Below are 15203 nucleotides of genomic sequence, written 5' to 3' on the forward strand. Positions count from 1 at the left end.
ACTTAATTAATCTTCACATATTGTATTTTAACAGACACATTAAAAATTTCTTATAAACGCAAAAAATACTAGTAACAGGTGGTTTAGGGTTTATAGGATCTCATGTAGTAGTGGAGTTACAAAACTCAGGTTTTGAGGTAGTGATTATCGATGATTTATCAAATTCTAGAATAGAAGTATTAGAGCAAATTACTGAGGTTACTGAAATTAAACCTGAATTCCATCAAATTGATCTACGAGATAAAAAAGCAGTGTATAACTTTTTTAATGAGAATAAAATAGAAGGAGTTATACATTTTGCTGCTTTTAAGGCTGTAGGAGAAAGTGTTCAAAAGCCATTGGATTATTACGAGAATAATATCAATGCTTTAGTTTATCTGTTACAAGAAATGAAAGATCGGAATGTTGATCATTTTATTTTTAGTTCGTCATGTACAGTATATGGACAAGCAGATAAGTTACCAATTACAGAAAAAGCACCTATTAAACTAGCGAAATCTCCCTATGGTAATACCAAGCAAATAGGAGAAGAAATAATTAAAGATAGTTGTAAGGCTTATAATATGAATGCCATAGCTTTGCGATATTTTAATCCTATAGGAGCTCATGAGTCTATAAAGATAGGAGAGTTACCATTAGGTGTTCCACAAAACTTAATTCCATTTATTACACAAACAGCTGCTGGTATTAGAGAAGAACTAGCTGTTTTTGGAGATGATTACCCAACATCAGATGGTACTGCTATTCGTGATTATATTCATGTTGTAGATTTAGCAAAAGCGCATGTAAAAGCATTACAACGTTTGTTGAACAAGCAAAATAAAGAGAATTTTGAGTTTTTCAATGTGGGAACAGGTAAAGGAAGTTCTGTAATGGAGGTTATAAAAGCTTTTGAAAAGGTGACCCAACAACCGTTAAATTACAGAATAGCAGCACGAAGAGAAGGAGATATTACATCTGCCTACGCTGATACAACTAAAGCTAATGAAGTTTTAGAATGGAAGCCTCAAGAAACATTAGAAGAAGCATTACTATCCGCTTGGAAATGGCAGCAAAAACAGTCATAATTTAAACCGTAGGGTGAAACCTTAAGGTTGTGAGGAGTTATCCTTTTTAATAAGGTTTTCCACATTTGTTATCACCCAGTTCGAAATGACGTTTTGTTTATCATTTCTGTAAAGAGAAATCTTTTGACTCAACGTAGTTAAACTGAAAGGATGAATAATGTATAATCAATAATTAAGAACTCCAAATTCCTCACTAAAAACTAAAAATTGAGAACCTCATTCCCTAATAGTTTATTTTTTCTATACATTAGCAGTATCATAGATGGGGTAAACAGATTACAAAAATGATAAAATCATAATTCATAAATCAAAATTGTACTAAATGAAGGGCATCATATTAGCAGGAGGTTCAGGAACACGATTATATCCAATAACGAAAGGAGTATCAAAGCAGTTACTTCCGGTATATGATAAACCGATGATTTATTACCCGTTATCAGTATTAATGCTGGCTGGCATTCGAGAGATTTTGATTATTTCTACTCCTGATGATGTACCAAGTTTTCAAAAATTATTAGGTGACGGTAATGATTTAGGAGTACACTTAAGTTATGCAGAACAACCTTCACCTGATGGATTAGCACAAGCTTTTATAATAGGAGAAGAATTTATAGCGAATGATGATGTTTGCTTGATTTTAGGAGATAATATTTTTTATGGTCATGGATTGCCAGAAATGCTTCAAGCTGCCATTCAAAATATAAAAAAAGAGAATAAAGCTACTGTTTTTGGATATAATGTAAAAGATCCTCAACGTTACGGAGTAGTAGATTTTGATGAGAGTGGAAATGCAATTTCTATTATTGAAAAACCAGAAAATCCAAAATCAAATTATGCAGTGGTTGGTTTGTATTTTTATCCGAATGATGTAATTCAAATAGCTAAAAATGTAAAGCCATCACAAAGAGGAGAGTTGGAAATTACTTCTGTAAATCAGCATTATTTAGAATACGAACAGTTAAAGGTTGAGTTAATGGGGCGTGGTTTTGCTTGGTTAGATACAGGAACACACGATTCTTTATTAGAAGCTAGTCAGTTTATAGAAACGATTGAAAAGCGTCAAGGTTTAAAAGTAGCCTGTATAGAAGAAATAGCGCTCTATATGGGATATATCAATAAAGAGCAAGTAAAAAAGTTAGCTGAATCTTTGAAAAAAAATAGCTACGGACAATATCTATTAAACTTAGCAAAAGAAAAATAATGATTTTTACAAAAACGGATATCCTTGAAGTTGTAGTTATAGAGCCTAAAGTTTTTGAAGATCAAAGAGGATATTTCTTTGAATCTTTCAATCAAAAGGAATTTGAAGAACACATCGGACAAATAAGTTTTGTTCAGGATAACGAATCGAAATCGATCTATGGGACTTTACGTGGCTTACACTTTCAAAAGCCACCTTTCGCACAAGCTAAGTTAGTACGTTGTATTCAAGGGAATGTGCTAGATGTTGTGGTTGATGTTAGAAAGAATTCACCTACTTATGGTAAATATATAGCTGTAGAGCTATCCGAAGAAAATAAAAAACAATTATTCATTCCAAGAGGTTTTGCACATGGATTTGTAACCTTATCTAAAGAAGCTGTTTTTGCATATAAGGTGGATAACTGGTATGCTCCAGAATATGACTCAGGAATTATATGGAATGATGCTACTTTGAATATTGATTGGAAAATTAATTCAGAAGAGGCAATACTTTCTCCAAAAGACCAACAACTTTCAACTCTTAAAGAGCTAGAAACTCCATTTATTTATTAGTAAATTTGAAAAGTTTATATAGTAAACTTTTATGAGGAACATATTAATTACTGGAGGAGCGGGGTTTATTGGCTCGCATGTGGTACGTTTGTTTATACACAACTATCCTGATTATAATATCATCAATTTAGACCTTCTAACATATGCTGGAAATTTAGAAAATTTAAAAGATATTGAAGGTAAATCTAATTACACCTTTGTAAAGGCTGATATTTGTGATTATGATGCTGTAGCTGATGTTTTTTCAAAATATAAGATAGATGGAGTAATTCATTTAGCAGCAGAGTCGCATGTCGATCGTTCTATAAAAGACCCTTTTTCATTTGCCAAAACGAACGTAATGGGAACCTTAAGCTTATTACAAGCCGCTCAGAACTATTGGGAAGGTGATTTTAACAAGAAGTTGTTTTATCATATATCTACAGATGAGGTATATGGTTCTTTAAACGAAAAAGGTTTTTTTACAGAAACAACAGCTTATGATCCTCATTCACCGTATTCAGCATCTAAAGCATCTTCAGATCATTTTGTAAGAGCATTTCATGATACTTATAACTTACCCGTTGTAATTTCTAACTGTTCAAATAATTATGGATCACATCAGTTTCCTGAGAAGTTAATTCCGCTTTTTATCAATAATATCAAAAATAATAAGCCTTTACCAATCTATGGAAAAGGAGATAATGTAAGAGATTGGCTGTTTGTAAATGATCATGCAAAGGCAATCGATGTTATTTTTCATAAAGGAAAATTAGGAGAAACTTATAATATAGGAGGTTTTAATGAATGGAAAAATATCGATTTGATAAAAGTTTTGATAAGTACTGTAGATAGGTTGTTAGGAAGAAAAGAAGGAGCATCCGAAAAACTAATTACTTTCATAAAAGATAGGGCAGGTCATGATTTTCGTTATGCAATAGACGCATCAAAGCTTAAAAATGAGTTAGGGTGGGAACCTTCTTTACAATTTGAAGAAGGAATAAAGAAAACAGTTCAATGGTATTTAAAAAATGAAGAATGGGTAAAAAATGTAACTAGTGGAGAGTATCAAAAATATTATGATGAAATGTATGAATAAAAAAAATCCAAAACTTAAGTTTTGGATTTTTTATCATATAATTTAAAGACTTATCTCAGTCTACTCAAACTTAAGTCTTCATTGTATTTAACAATAAATAAACCTTGGTTTCCACTACTTCCGAATGTTTTTTTCTGATAATCAAATTTGTTTTCAATTCGTAAAGACACTCCTTTTTTAAAGGTTTTTGTGAGCTTATTACCAGAAGCTAAACGCATTAAAACATCATATGTTACATCAAAACCTTTAACAGCATAGTCTGAAGGAATAGTGTTGTTTTTTTGTAAGTATTTAGTATTAAAAGCTTTAGTTTCTATAGCTTCTTCGTCTGTGTATGTGTTTGAAACATAAGTGAAGTTAACACTAGCTAGTTTGTTATTATCAATTTTATCATAAGCGTCACCTTTATCTAATGTAAATACTTGGACTTTAACTTCATCAGGAATTCCAATCATACTATTAAGAGCATCAGCTACAACAACATTATCATCAGAAGCAATAATAACCCAATTATGTCTTTTTGAAGACATTTTACTTGTAAAGCGGGCTCTTTTTATATAACCTTTTTCAGGCTTTAAAACATGTATAGTATTAATACTATCATGTCTCTTTAGCTCAGAAATAATTTTAGAAACTTTTGTATTTGTGTCTTTTTCATCATCACTAACAATAAAAATCTCTTGATCTTTATAACTATCTTTTAAATAAGAAGCCAAATACTCCGCATAATTATCTTTCTCAGGAGAAGCTTTGACTAATTTAGATGAAGTAAATTTACTTTGTTTACTAGAGTAGTGAGGGAAAACAACAGGCGCATTCACATCACGAGCAACAACTTCTGCTTTGTCAGAGTAAAAAGGTCCGATAACAACATCAGTATTTTCTAGCTTTTTATTTTTTAATAGGGTAGCAATATTTTTGCCTCTATTTCCTGTATCAAAAATATTTACATTTACTAGTACTCCTTGTTTTTTAATAGAGTCGATAGCCATTTCAGCTCCCATGTAAAAATCAGTAACCATATTTGCTAGTTGATTGCCTTCAAAAATATCTTTACTCGATTTAGAGCTATATTCATTTGCTTTAAAAGGAAGTAAAATAGTAAGGTTTATAGAGGTGTTTACTTCAATAGAATCTTTATAAAAAGTATAATTCTCTTTTTTACTAACCTCCTCTATAGGTTTAATTTTTAATAATTGGCCTATTGATAATTTATTATCAGTTAATTCTGGATATTCAGGATTCAATTGTAATAAATCTTCTTTCGTAACATTATAAAAACGAGTTAAACTATACATAGTTTCTTTACTCTTAACAATATGCGTTAAGAACTTTTCTAAAACTTCATTTTTATTAATAGGAACTGTTTTTTCTATAGCTTTAACCTTTAATACCTGACCAATACTTAAATTATTACTTTGAATATTGGTGTACTCAGGATTGAATTTAATTAAGTCCTCTTTTGTTATACCGTACTGTTTTGTAATACGATACACAGTTTCTCCTTTTTGGACTTCATGAGTTTCATATTCAACAATTGTTTGTTGAAAAACAGTATTATCTTCTTTAGTTTCAGGAGTCGTTTCTTCGTTGTTATTAGTATCGGTAGTATTTACTTCTTCTTCAGGTGAAGTAGTAGATGAAGAAGTACCTTTTTTAATTTTAGGGTTTGGTATTACAATTACTGTGTTAGCATCTGGACGTCTTCCAACATCAGGATTTAAACGTAATAAATCTTTCGTTTTCATGTCTAAACGATCTGCAATGTCTCGCATCGTTTCTCCTTCTTGGGTTTTGTAAGATACATAACGTTTTTGCTGACCGCAAGAAACGGCAAAAGTTAAAATACAAACTAATAGTAAAAACTGTAATTTCTTCATCTACTCTTTTTTATATTAATGATGGATTTTTATTCCCATTCAATTGTTGCTGGTGGTTTAGAGCTAATATCATATACAACTCTATTCACACCTTTTACATTATTAATTATTTTATTTGATGTTTTTTGTAAAAACTCATAAGGTAAATTAACCCAATCTGCAGTCATACCATCTGTACTTTCTACAGCGCGTAAAGCTACCACTTTTTCGTAGGTCCTTTCATCCCCCATAACTCCAACAGAATTTACGGGTAATAAAATAGCACCTGCTTGCCATACTTTATCATACAGTCCACTTTCTTTTAATCCGTTAATGAATACTGCATCTACTTCTTGTAAAATACGAACCTTTTCAGCTGTAATATCTCCTAAGATTCTAATAGCCAAACCAGGTCCTGGAAATGGGTGACGACCTAATAATTCTTTATCAATTCCCATAGAAGCACCAACTCGACGTACTTCATCTTTAAAAATCATACGTAAAGGCTCAACAACTTTCAATTTCATGAAATCAGGTAAACCACCTACATTGTGATGACTTTTAATAGTAGCTGAAGGACCTCCGTTAACAGAAACTGATTCTATTACATCTGGATATATTGTTCCTTGTGCTAACCATTTAGCATCTTCTATTTGGTGTGCCTCATCATCAAAAACATCAATAAAAACCTTACCAATAGCTTTACGTTTTGCTTCTGGGTCACTTAACCCAGCAAGTTTATCCAAAAAACGTGCCGAAGCATCAACCCCTTTAACGTTTAATCCCATACCTTCGTATTGCTTTAATACGTCGGTGAACTCATTTTTACGTAACAATCCGTTGTTAACAAAAATACAGTGTAAATTACTTCCGATTGCTTTGTGTAATAATACTGCGGCTACGGTAGAATCTACTCCTCCAGATAAACCTAAAACAACTTTATCATTGCCTACTTTTGCTTTTAACTTAGCTACTGTTTCATCAACGAATGAATCTGGTGTCCATGTTTGAGCTACCCCAGCTATAGTAACTAAAAAGTTTTGTAATAATTGTTTACCATCAGTAGAATGATATACTTCTGGGTGAAATTGGATAGCATAGGTAGTTTCTCCATCAATTCTGTATGCTGCATTTTTTACATCATGAGTGCTTGCTAACAATGTTCCGCCAGCTGGTAATTCTTTAATCGTGTCTGAATGGCTCATCCAAACTTGGCTTCCTTCAGAAATATCTTTAAAGAATTCTTCCCCTTCTTTGATAAAAGATAAATTAGCTCTTCCGTATTCTCGAGTGTTAGAAGGCGCTACTAAACCACCAGAAAAATGAGCTAAGTATTGAGCTCCATAACAAACTGCTAATAAAGGTTTTTTACCTCTAATATCAGATAAATCTAGATGTGGAGCTTCTTCAGAACGAACCGAAGATGGGCTTCCTGAAAGGATTACAGCTTTAAAATCGTTTAAGTTTTGTGGTATTTTGTTGTAAGGGTGAATTTCACAATAAATGTTTAATTCTCTTACACGGCGCGCAATTAACTGTGTGTATTGCGATCCGAAATCTAATATAAGTACGTTGTGTTGTTGCATGCGCAAAAATAGTACTTACATTTTATATTTGCGAGAATATTTAGTAAGAAATTAATGAGTTTTAAAAACTATTAAAACTTATAAACGATAGCGTTAATATTCATACCTGCACCTACAGAAGCTAAAATAATAACATCTCCTTTTTTTACTTCTTGGTTTTCAATATTTCCTTTTAAAACTAAATCGAGTAGGGTAGGTACGGTTGCTACTGAACTATTTCCTAATTTATGAATACTCATTGGCATTATGTCTTTAGGAACTGGTTTTTTATACAAGCGATAAAAACGTTTAATAATGGCTTCATCCATTTTTTCATTGGCTTGATGGATGAATATTTTTTTTACATCATCAATGTCTAGGTCACTTTTATCCAAAGCAGTTTGCATTGCCTTAGGTACATTATTTAATGCGAACTCATAAATTTTTCGTCCATGCATTTTAATATAACGAATATTGTTGTCTTTGCTTTTGTCATTAGAGTTTCCGAAGAATAAATAATAAGCTTCTTCTTTAGTAAAAGTTTGTGATGCATGGCTAAGAATACCACTATCACTATTATCCGAAGCTTCAACAATACAAGCACCAGCACCATCGCTATAAATCATAGAATCACGATCGTTTATATCTACAACTCTCGATAGCGTTTCGCCTCCAATAACTAAACATTTTTTTGCAATACCTGCTTTTATAAAAGCCTGTGCTTGAATAACACCTTCAATCCAGCCAGGACAACCAAATAAAATATCGTATGCTACACAATTTGGGTTCTCAATCTGTAATAAATGCTTTACACGAGTAGATAAGCTAGGAAGAATATCACTTTGAATAGCGTCTGTTTTAACATCTCCAAAATTATGAGCAAAAATAATATAGTCTAATTCTTCAGGATTAATATTGGCATCTTCAATCGCTTTTTTTGCTGCAAAAAAGCCAAGGTCTGAAGCTTTATATTCAGGTTTAGCATAACGACGCTCTTCGATACCCGTTATCGATTTAAATTTCTCAATAATTACAGAGTTTGAATTATCAAAGGAAGTTCCATCAGCATTCAAAAAGAAGTTATTATTAAACTTACTGTTTTCTTTTTTGATTGATGGTATAAAGGATCCTGTTCCTGTAATTACTGATAGTTTCATTAGGGTTACTGATTTTTAAATGTTGAGTAATTACAAATAAAGCATTTTTATTGACGATTACCTCTTTATATACAGTCATTTTTTTAGAATTATGATTTTCTTAAAAAAAAGAAGGTTGTATTATTTTTTTATAAAAAACAAAAGTGTTTTTTTGTGATTTTAATGTTTAATCCGTTATAAATAGGAACTATCAAAAGAAAAAGGTAATAGAGAAAGAAGAGATGCTGTTTTTACAATTCTACCAACTTCTCCCATAAAAATAATTTCAATAGGTTGCTGTTGATTGATTTCGTATTCTGATAATGTTTGACGACATGCACCACAAGGACCAACAGGTTTGTTAACAGTTGAATTTTCTGAAGCTGCGGTTATTGCTATTTTTTTTACTTTCATATTAGGGAATTCAGATCCAGCCTTCCAAATAGCAACACGTTCTGCACACATGCCAGAAGGGTAAGCAGCACTTTCTTGATTATTTCCTAAAATAACTTCCCCGTTATCAAGTAATATAGCTGCTCCTACATTAAACTTGGAATATGGGGCGTATGCTTTTTTTCTTGCTTTTACAGCTTCTTGAATTAAAAAAGCATCTTCAGTTGATAATTGTGAAATATCATCAAATAAAGTGGCAGAAGTGGTTATGTCAATTTTCTTCATCGTAAATAAATTAGTCAAAAAAAGCAGTCGACTCGACTGCTTTTGTATTCTGATACGAATTTATAAAAAAAAATCCTGTTTTTTAATAAACCTCATACAGTTCTCCTAAGTCAAATGATAAAGAAAAACGTAATGTGTTTTCTAATGGGTTGTTAACTGCTGCCGTATTTACTAAATATGATAAATCTAAAGTAAAAGCTCTTGCGGTAAACCCTGTACCTAAGGTTAAGAATTGACGTTGTCCTTTTTCTTCACTTTCATGAAAATAACCAGCTCTTAGAGCAAAGGCATTGTTATATAGATACTCGGCACCTAAAGCCCAAGTTGTTTCTTGTAACTCTTCACTAAAGCTTCTATCTCCTAAAGAAGTGAACATTCCTTCAAACCAACCTCTCTCTGAGTTAGGACTTGATGGAACTAATAGTTTTGTGAATTCTAAGTTAAGACCTAAAATATTTTTGTCATCAAAAATGAAATCAAAACCACCACCAATTTTAGCGTTTGTTGGAATAAAGTTTGGTGTTCCAGGACTGTATTCAACTTTTGGACCTATGTTAGCTATGTTAAAACCTAATCTGTAGCGTCCGTTAAAGCTTCCATAGTTATCTTCTTTAGATTGATAATAACCAGAAACATCAACTGCAAAAGAGTTAACGGCATCTAAATTAGAGTCATTACTTCTTATTTTGTAATTAGAATGGATATACTTTAAACCAATTCCCATAGAAAAAGTTTCACTTAGTTTTAATGAATAAATTCCTGTGATAGCTAATTCATTAGGGTTTTCTGTTCCATTAGAAGTACCACTGTCACTTGTTAAAGCTACTTCTCCAAGAGAAAAATACTTTAAATCAACTCCCCAAGCTGATTTTTCACTATACCTATTAACATAAGAACCTCCACCAACGAAAATATCATCGGTTAAGTTTCTAAGCCATGGAGTATAGTTAAGTCCTATGCTAATTTTATTTTGATTAAATGCAGTTTTAGCAGGGTTGTGAAAAATTGAATAAGCATCTGAAGAGGTAGCAACTCCAATATCTCCCATACCACCAGCACGAGCATCAGGTGTAATCAATAAAAAAGGCATTGCCGTTGTGTTTATTGATGTTTGGGCTTGCGCTTTATTTTGAAGGGTAAAGCACACAAAAAATAATACGATTGATAATTTTTTCATGTAAAATTTGATTAATTGTTTAGCAAATATATAATTTTTCTTGGGGGAGTTTATAACTAACAGCTTTTTTTAGATTTCTTGTAAAACTAAACTTAAAAGTTTATTTAGTAACTTACTAAGTTAACGGTATTACTATAATAATATTATATACCTTGATTTAGAATCAAGAAGAAAATTACTTTTGTACTGTTAAAAATATTAAACTTTAACAGCCTATATTTTAATCTTTTTCTTAGATTCGTAATACTAAAGTATAAAAACTGTCGTTTGTAATCTTGCATAGACAAGGTTACTAAATGTGAATTTATAGATAAATTAGTTGTAAGAAATTAGAAATATTGTAAATTGCGACACCCTTAAAAAACAGTTAAAAATACATGAAAAGTACGTTGAAATTATTTAGTTTATTAGCGATCACTGGTTTATTAGTTACTTCTTGTAAGAGTAATGGAGGTGGGTCGAGTAAGTCTTCATTAACTGGTTGGAACTTTAATGATCCTAATTATGGAGGTTATTTGAAGGGAGAATACAAAGAAGGAAAAAATGTCCCACCAGGAATGGTACATATTGAAGGAGGTACTTTTACTATGGGATTGGTACAGGATGATGTTATGTTTGATTGGAATACAACTCCTCAAAAAATGCATGTTCGTACTTTTTATATGGACGAAACAGAAGTAACCAATGCAGAGTATGGTTTGTTCATGCAGTATACCAAAGATGTATTTCCACCAGAAGATCCACAGTTTAAAAATATTTATCCTTCAGTTTTACCAGATACACTGGTTTGGAGAAAAGGATTAGGTAATACTAATTTGTTGTCAGAGAGCTATTTAAGGCATCCTTCTTATGCAGAATATCCTGTAGTTGGAGTTAGTTGGATACAAGCTAATAAATACTGTAAATGGCGTACTAACGCTGTTAACCTAAAAATATTAATGGACAAAGGAGTTATTAAAAATATTTTTAAGGAAGACTCAGTAAGTTTTAAAGGTGAAAATAATTTTGATACTGATACCTATTTGACAGATCCTTATGCAATTTTTGATGGAGATTCTACAATTTATAAAAAAGGAATTCCAGTACCAAGACCAAAAGGAGAACCTAAACCTGAAAAAGGAACTTTTACAGGAAGACAAGTAACTTCTTCTGATGGTATTTTATCTCAGAAATTTAGATTACCGACAGAGGTAGAGTGGGAATATGCAGCAAAAGCTATTTTTGAAAATCGTGAGTATAATAACATTAGAGGTAGAAAAAAGTATGCTTGGAGCGGAAAATATACTCGTGATAGAGATAAGAGAAGAAGAGGAGACCAATTAGCAAACTTTAAGCAAGGTAAAGGAGACTATAGTGGTATAGCTGGATGGAGTAGTGATGGATCAGATATTCCTAATGCAGTAAGAAGTTACCCTCCAAATGCTTTTGGATTATATGATATGTCTGGTAATGTTTCTGAATGGGTAGAAGATGTGTATAGACCAATTATCGACTCAGAAGCGAATGATTTTAATTACTTTAGAGGTAATATTTTTACAAAAAAATTAATTAACGAAGAAGGTAAAGTTGTTATTGTAGGCGATGGAGAGGTGCAGTATGATACTTTAGAAAACGGTAGAATTGTACCTAAAGACTTACCAGGAAGTGTTAAGTATATTCCTATTACTAAAGAAGATACTTATATGAGAAGAAACTATAATTTAGCGAACAATTCAAGTTTAGGTGATGGAGACCAAGCTTCTTCTAAGTTTTATGGTTTAGATAAAGATCAGTTAGATCGTACTACAAGAATGTATAATTCTCCACAAAAACCTGAAGCAGAAATTGACACTTTAGGGAATGTTATTAATAACTACAAGTATGATGACAAGAGAAGAACTACATTGATTAGTGATCAATCTAGAGTTTATAAAGGCGGTTCTTGGGCCGATAGAGAATATTGGTTAGATCCAGCACAGAGAAGATATTTTCCTGAATATATGGCAACAAACTATATAGGTTTTAGATGTGCTACAGATAAAATGGGGCCAATGGTGCTAAACAAAAGAAAAAGAGCTATACCAGATAGAGCTAGATAACAAAAAGTATTTTTATAGAAGAAAACCTCATTGAAATTCAATGAGGTTTTTTATTTTTACCTTATGAAGATAGAAGAATTATACAGCTTATATATCACGCACGGTTTAGTAGATACAGATACTAGAAATATTAGAGAAAACACACTTTTTTTTGCTTTAAAAGGAGAGAACTTTAACGGAAATAAGTTTGCAGAAGAAGCGATAGCTAAAGGAGCTGGTTATGCAATAGTTGATGAAGTTGAGTATAAAACATCTGATAGAATAATTTTAGTAGATGATGTTTTAGGTGTGCTTCAAGAGCTTGCAAATTATCATAGAAACCAGTTGCAAGTACCTGTAATTGCTTTAACAGGAAGTAATGGGAAAACTACGACAAAAGAGCTAATAAATGCAGTTCTTTCAACGAAGTATAAAACAACTGCTACCATTGGAAATCTAAACAATCATATTGGTGTACCATTGACTTTATTGTCAATGAATAAAAGCACAGAGATTGGTATTGTAGAAATGGGAGCAAATCATGCAAAAGAAATTGAGTTTTTATCAGAAATAGCAAATCCTGATTATGGATATATAACAAACTTTGGAAGTGCACATTTGGAGGGGTTCGGTTCTTTAGAAGGAGTGGTGAAAGCTAAGTCTGAATTGTATGATTTTCTCAGATCACACAATAAAAAAGTATTTATAAACCCTAATGATGAAAAACAAGTAGCCATAACCAATGGTATGGAGGTAATTATTTTTGAAAAAAGTATAAAATTTAAAGAGGCTAACCCTTTTGTAAAACTATCATATCAAAATATAAATGTATTAAGTAGCTTAATTGGGAGTTATAATTTTAATAATATATCAGCGGCAATAACTATTGGAAATTATTTTAATATACCCTCTGAGTTAATAAAGAAGGCAATTGAAAGGTACATTCCGTCTAATAATCGATCTCAGATAATAAATACTAACACCAATAAGATTATTCTAGATGCTTATAATGCTAATCCTACAAGTATGAAGGCAGTTTTAGAAAGTTTTAGTAAGTTAAAAGCTAACCATAAAACAGTAATTTTAGGTGACATGTTTGAGCTTGGAAAATATAGCTCAAAAGAGCATCAAAATATAGTTGAAGAAGTAGAAAAAAACAATTTTGACGTTGTTTTTTTGATAGGGGAAAATTTCTATAATACTATTTCTAGAACTAATAAAATAATGAAGTTTAAATCTTTTAAAGATTTAGAAAAGTATTTACAAAATAATTCAATAACAGATAGTACCCTTTTAGTGAAAGGGTCGAGGGGAATGGCTCTTGAAAGAGTTGTAGAACTTTGTTAAAATGAATTGTTTCTATGAAAGTCAACCAAATTATCAATAGGACGTTGAATTACATCAGTAACAGGTAATTTATTTTTTGATGCAATTTTTTCTAATATGTCTTTAAAGTAATAAGCTATAGATCCAATAAAATAGATTGGGGTTTGACTATCTTTTTCAAAAGGAAGAATACGATACTTGAAAAACTCTTGAATCCCTTTTTTAATCATTTTTCTAACATACTTTTCATCTTTATGATCAAGCATAAATTTTGCAAATGAAGCTAAATACATATTTGGGTAAGGTTCCCTGTACAAGTTCATTTTTACGACATCTATATCAAGGTCGAAAGATGTTTTGAATGCTGAAGCTATTCTTTTTGGCATTTTTTTGTAGTAAAAATCACGTAATAATTGTTTGCCAAAATAATTTCCGCTAGCTTCATCCATAACAGTATAACCTAATGATGGGGCTGTTGTAGTTATGTTTTTGCCATCATAATAACAACTGTTAGATCCTGTTCCTAAAATACAGACAATTCCAGGTTTATTACCAGTACTAGCATAGACAGCAGCTAAAGTGTCTTCAGAAACAAACACTGTAGCTTTTTTGAAGACAGATTCCAGAACATTTCTCAAGTTTTCAGCAGCTTCTGTACTGCCACAACCTGCACCATAAAAATGAACTTGTAGCGTATCGTTTTGTACTTCCAATAAAGTATTAACATTATTGACAGTACTTAACATTTGTTGTTTGGTTAAAACCGAAGGATTTAAGCCTAGAGTAGTAGTTCTAAAAACTTCTTTCTTAGTATCGTCAAGAGCAATCCAATCGGCTTTTGTAGAGCCTCCATCGGCAATTAAAATCATTTCATGTATTTTTTAACAAGCTAAATATAGGATTAAATGATAAAAAAGTAGATAACAAAGTAATTGTATGATGAAAACTAAATCTTCTTCATTTGCTGTTTCATCATCTGCATCTGCTCTTTAAGCATTCCGTGTTTGTCTAGTTTTTTAGCTTCAGCCATTAAGTTGGTAGCTTCTCTTTTTCTGCGTTTTGTCATGGCTATTCCAGCTAATTGTAATTTAGCCATAGCTAAATCATGATCCATAGCTAAACCTAATTTAACCGCTTTTTTTAAGTACTTTTCAGCTTGAGTTATGTTGGTTTGAGATAGCATAATTCCATGTAGGTAATTATAATACCCTTCTTGCTTTTTAGTTAATGAAGTAGAAGGATTCTTTATGTACCCTAACCATTTTTGAGCTCCAGGGAAATTCTGTTTACGTAGTTGTAAAAAAGCTAAAAGAATAAACTCATTTTTAAAGTAAAATAAAATGAATAGTCCAGCAAGCAAAAGTATTGATATGCCGTTCATAATGTGTCCTTGTATAAACTCATATACAGACCATGCAGTTATTAATGCAGCTAAAACTAATTTTATATTTTTATTGAACATAGTTGTCTTTTCTTTTCGTCGGTTTGCAAAAATACATTTTTTA

13 protein-coding genes are annotated in these 15203 nt (G+C 31.5%); 6 read left to right on the forward strand and 7 right to left on the reverse strand.

The window, feature by feature from the left end; genetic code table 11:
* Positions 1–65: 65 nt before the first annotated feature.
* The 4 genes from galE to rfbB all read left to right on the forward strand — a co-directional run bounded on the left by galE (position 66) and on the right by rfbB (position 3900).
* Positions 66–1067: a UDP-glucose 4-epimerase GalE gene (gene galE, locus Q4517_RS10630; RefSeq protein WP_303509172.1), complete on the forward strand. Its 1002-nt coding sequence runs from the start codon at positions 66–68 to the stop codon at positions 1065–1067.
* A gap of 322 nt (positions 1068–1389) precedes the next feature.
* A complete protein-coding gene (gene rfbA, locus Q4517_RS10635; protein WP_303509028.1) occupies positions 1390–2268 on the forward strand; it encodes a glucose-1-phosphate thymidylyltransferase RfbA in 879 nt (292 codons plus the stop codon).
* Positions 2268–2822: a dTDP-4-dehydrorhamnose 3,5-epimerase gene (rfbC, locus tag Q4517_RS10640; protein WP_303509030.1), complete on the forward strand. Its 555-nt coding sequence runs from the start codon at positions 2268–2270 to the stop codon at positions 2820–2822. The genes rfbA and rfbC overlap by 1 nt, the downstream gene beginning before the upstream one ends.
* A gap of 31 nt (positions 2823–2853) precedes the next feature.
* The gene (gene rfbB / locus Q4517_RS10645; RefSeq protein ID WP_303509033.1) at positions 2854–3900 is read left to right on the forward strand and encodes a dTDP-glucose 4,6-dehydratase; all 1047 of its coding nucleotides are present in this window, start codon (positions 2854–2856) and stop codon (positions 3898–3900) included.
* A gap of 50 nt (positions 3901–3950) precedes the next feature.
* Here the strand turns inward: rfbB and Q4517_RS10650 are convergent, their stop codons facing one another.
* From Q4517_RS10650 to porV, 5 genes are all read right to left on the reverse strand, one after another.
* Positions 3951–5780 (reverse strand): LysM peptidoglycan-binding domain-containing protein, encoded by a 1830-nt coding sequence (locus Q4517_RS10650; protein WP_303509036.1) that lies wholly within the window; start codon positions 5778–5780, stop codon positions 3951–3953.
* 29 nt (positions 5781–5809) lie between these two features.
* Positions 5810–7345, reverse strand: coding sequence for a glutamine-hydrolyzing GMP synthase (gene guaA / locus Q4517_RS10655; RefSeq protein ID WP_303509037.1), 1536 nt, complete (start codon positions 7343–7345; stop codon positions 5810–5812).
* A 71-nt stretch (positions 7346–7416) separates the two neighbouring features.
* Positions 7417–8481, reverse strand: coding sequence for a 3-oxoacyl-ACP synthase III family protein (locus tag Q4517_RS10660; protein WP_303509040.1), 1065 nt, complete (start codon positions 8479–8481; stop codon positions 7417–7419).
* Positions 8482–8655: 174 nt separating this feature from the next.
* Entirely contained in the window at positions 8656–9138 is a 483-nt protein-coding gene (gene cdd / locus Q4517_RS10665) for a cytidine deaminase (protein ID WP_303509043.1), read from the reverse strand.
* An 82-nt stretch (positions 9139–9220) separates the two neighbouring features.
* A complete protein-coding gene (gene porV, locus Q4517_RS10670) occupies positions 9221–10315 on the reverse strand; it encodes a type IX secretion system outer membrane channel protein PorV (RefSeq protein ID WP_303509045.1) in 1095 nt (364 codons plus the stop codon).
* Positions 10316–10692: 377 nt separating this feature from the next.
* Here porV and gldJ point away from each other — a divergent pair, with 377 nt between their 5' ends.
* On the forward strand, positions 10693–12393 hold the full coding sequence (gene gldJ / locus Q4517_RS10675; protein ID WP_303509048.1) for a gliding motility lipoprotein GldJ: 1701 nt from the start codon (positions 10693–10695) through the stop codon (positions 12391–12393).
* 63 nt (positions 12394–12456) lie between these two features.
* The gene (murF, locus tag Q4517_RS10680; protein WP_303509051.1) at positions 12457–13719 is read left to right on the forward strand and encodes a UDP-N-acetylmuramoyl-tripeptide--D-alanyl-D-alanine ligase; all 1263 of its coding nucleotides are present in this window, start codon (positions 12457–12459) and stop codon (positions 13717–13719) included.
* Here murF and Q4517_RS10685 read toward each other — a convergent pair.
* Together Q4517_RS10685 and Q4517_RS10690 are read right to left on the reverse strand one after the other, a co-directional pair.
* Complete coding sequence (locus tag Q4517_RS10685) at positions 13716–14567, reverse strand: N-acetylglucosamine kinase (RefSeq protein ID WP_303509053.1); 852 nt, start codon at positions 14565–14567, stop codon at positions 13716–13718. The genes murF and Q4517_RS10685 overlap by 4 nt on opposite strands.
* Positions 14568–14644: 77 nt before the next feature.
* On the reverse strand, positions 14645–15160 hold the full coding sequence (locus Q4517_RS10690) for a DUF2892 domain-containing protein (protein ID WP_303509056.1): 516 nt from the start codon (positions 15158–15160) through the stop codon (positions 14645–14647).
* Between the last annotated feature and the right edge of the window lie 43 nt (positions 15161–15203).

This window comes from Tenacibaculum sp. 1_MG-2023 (assembly GCF_030547425.1).
In the GTDB taxonomy this organism is placed as follows: Bacteria; Bacteroidota; Bacteroidia; order Flavobacteriales; family Flavobacteriaceae; genus Polaribacter.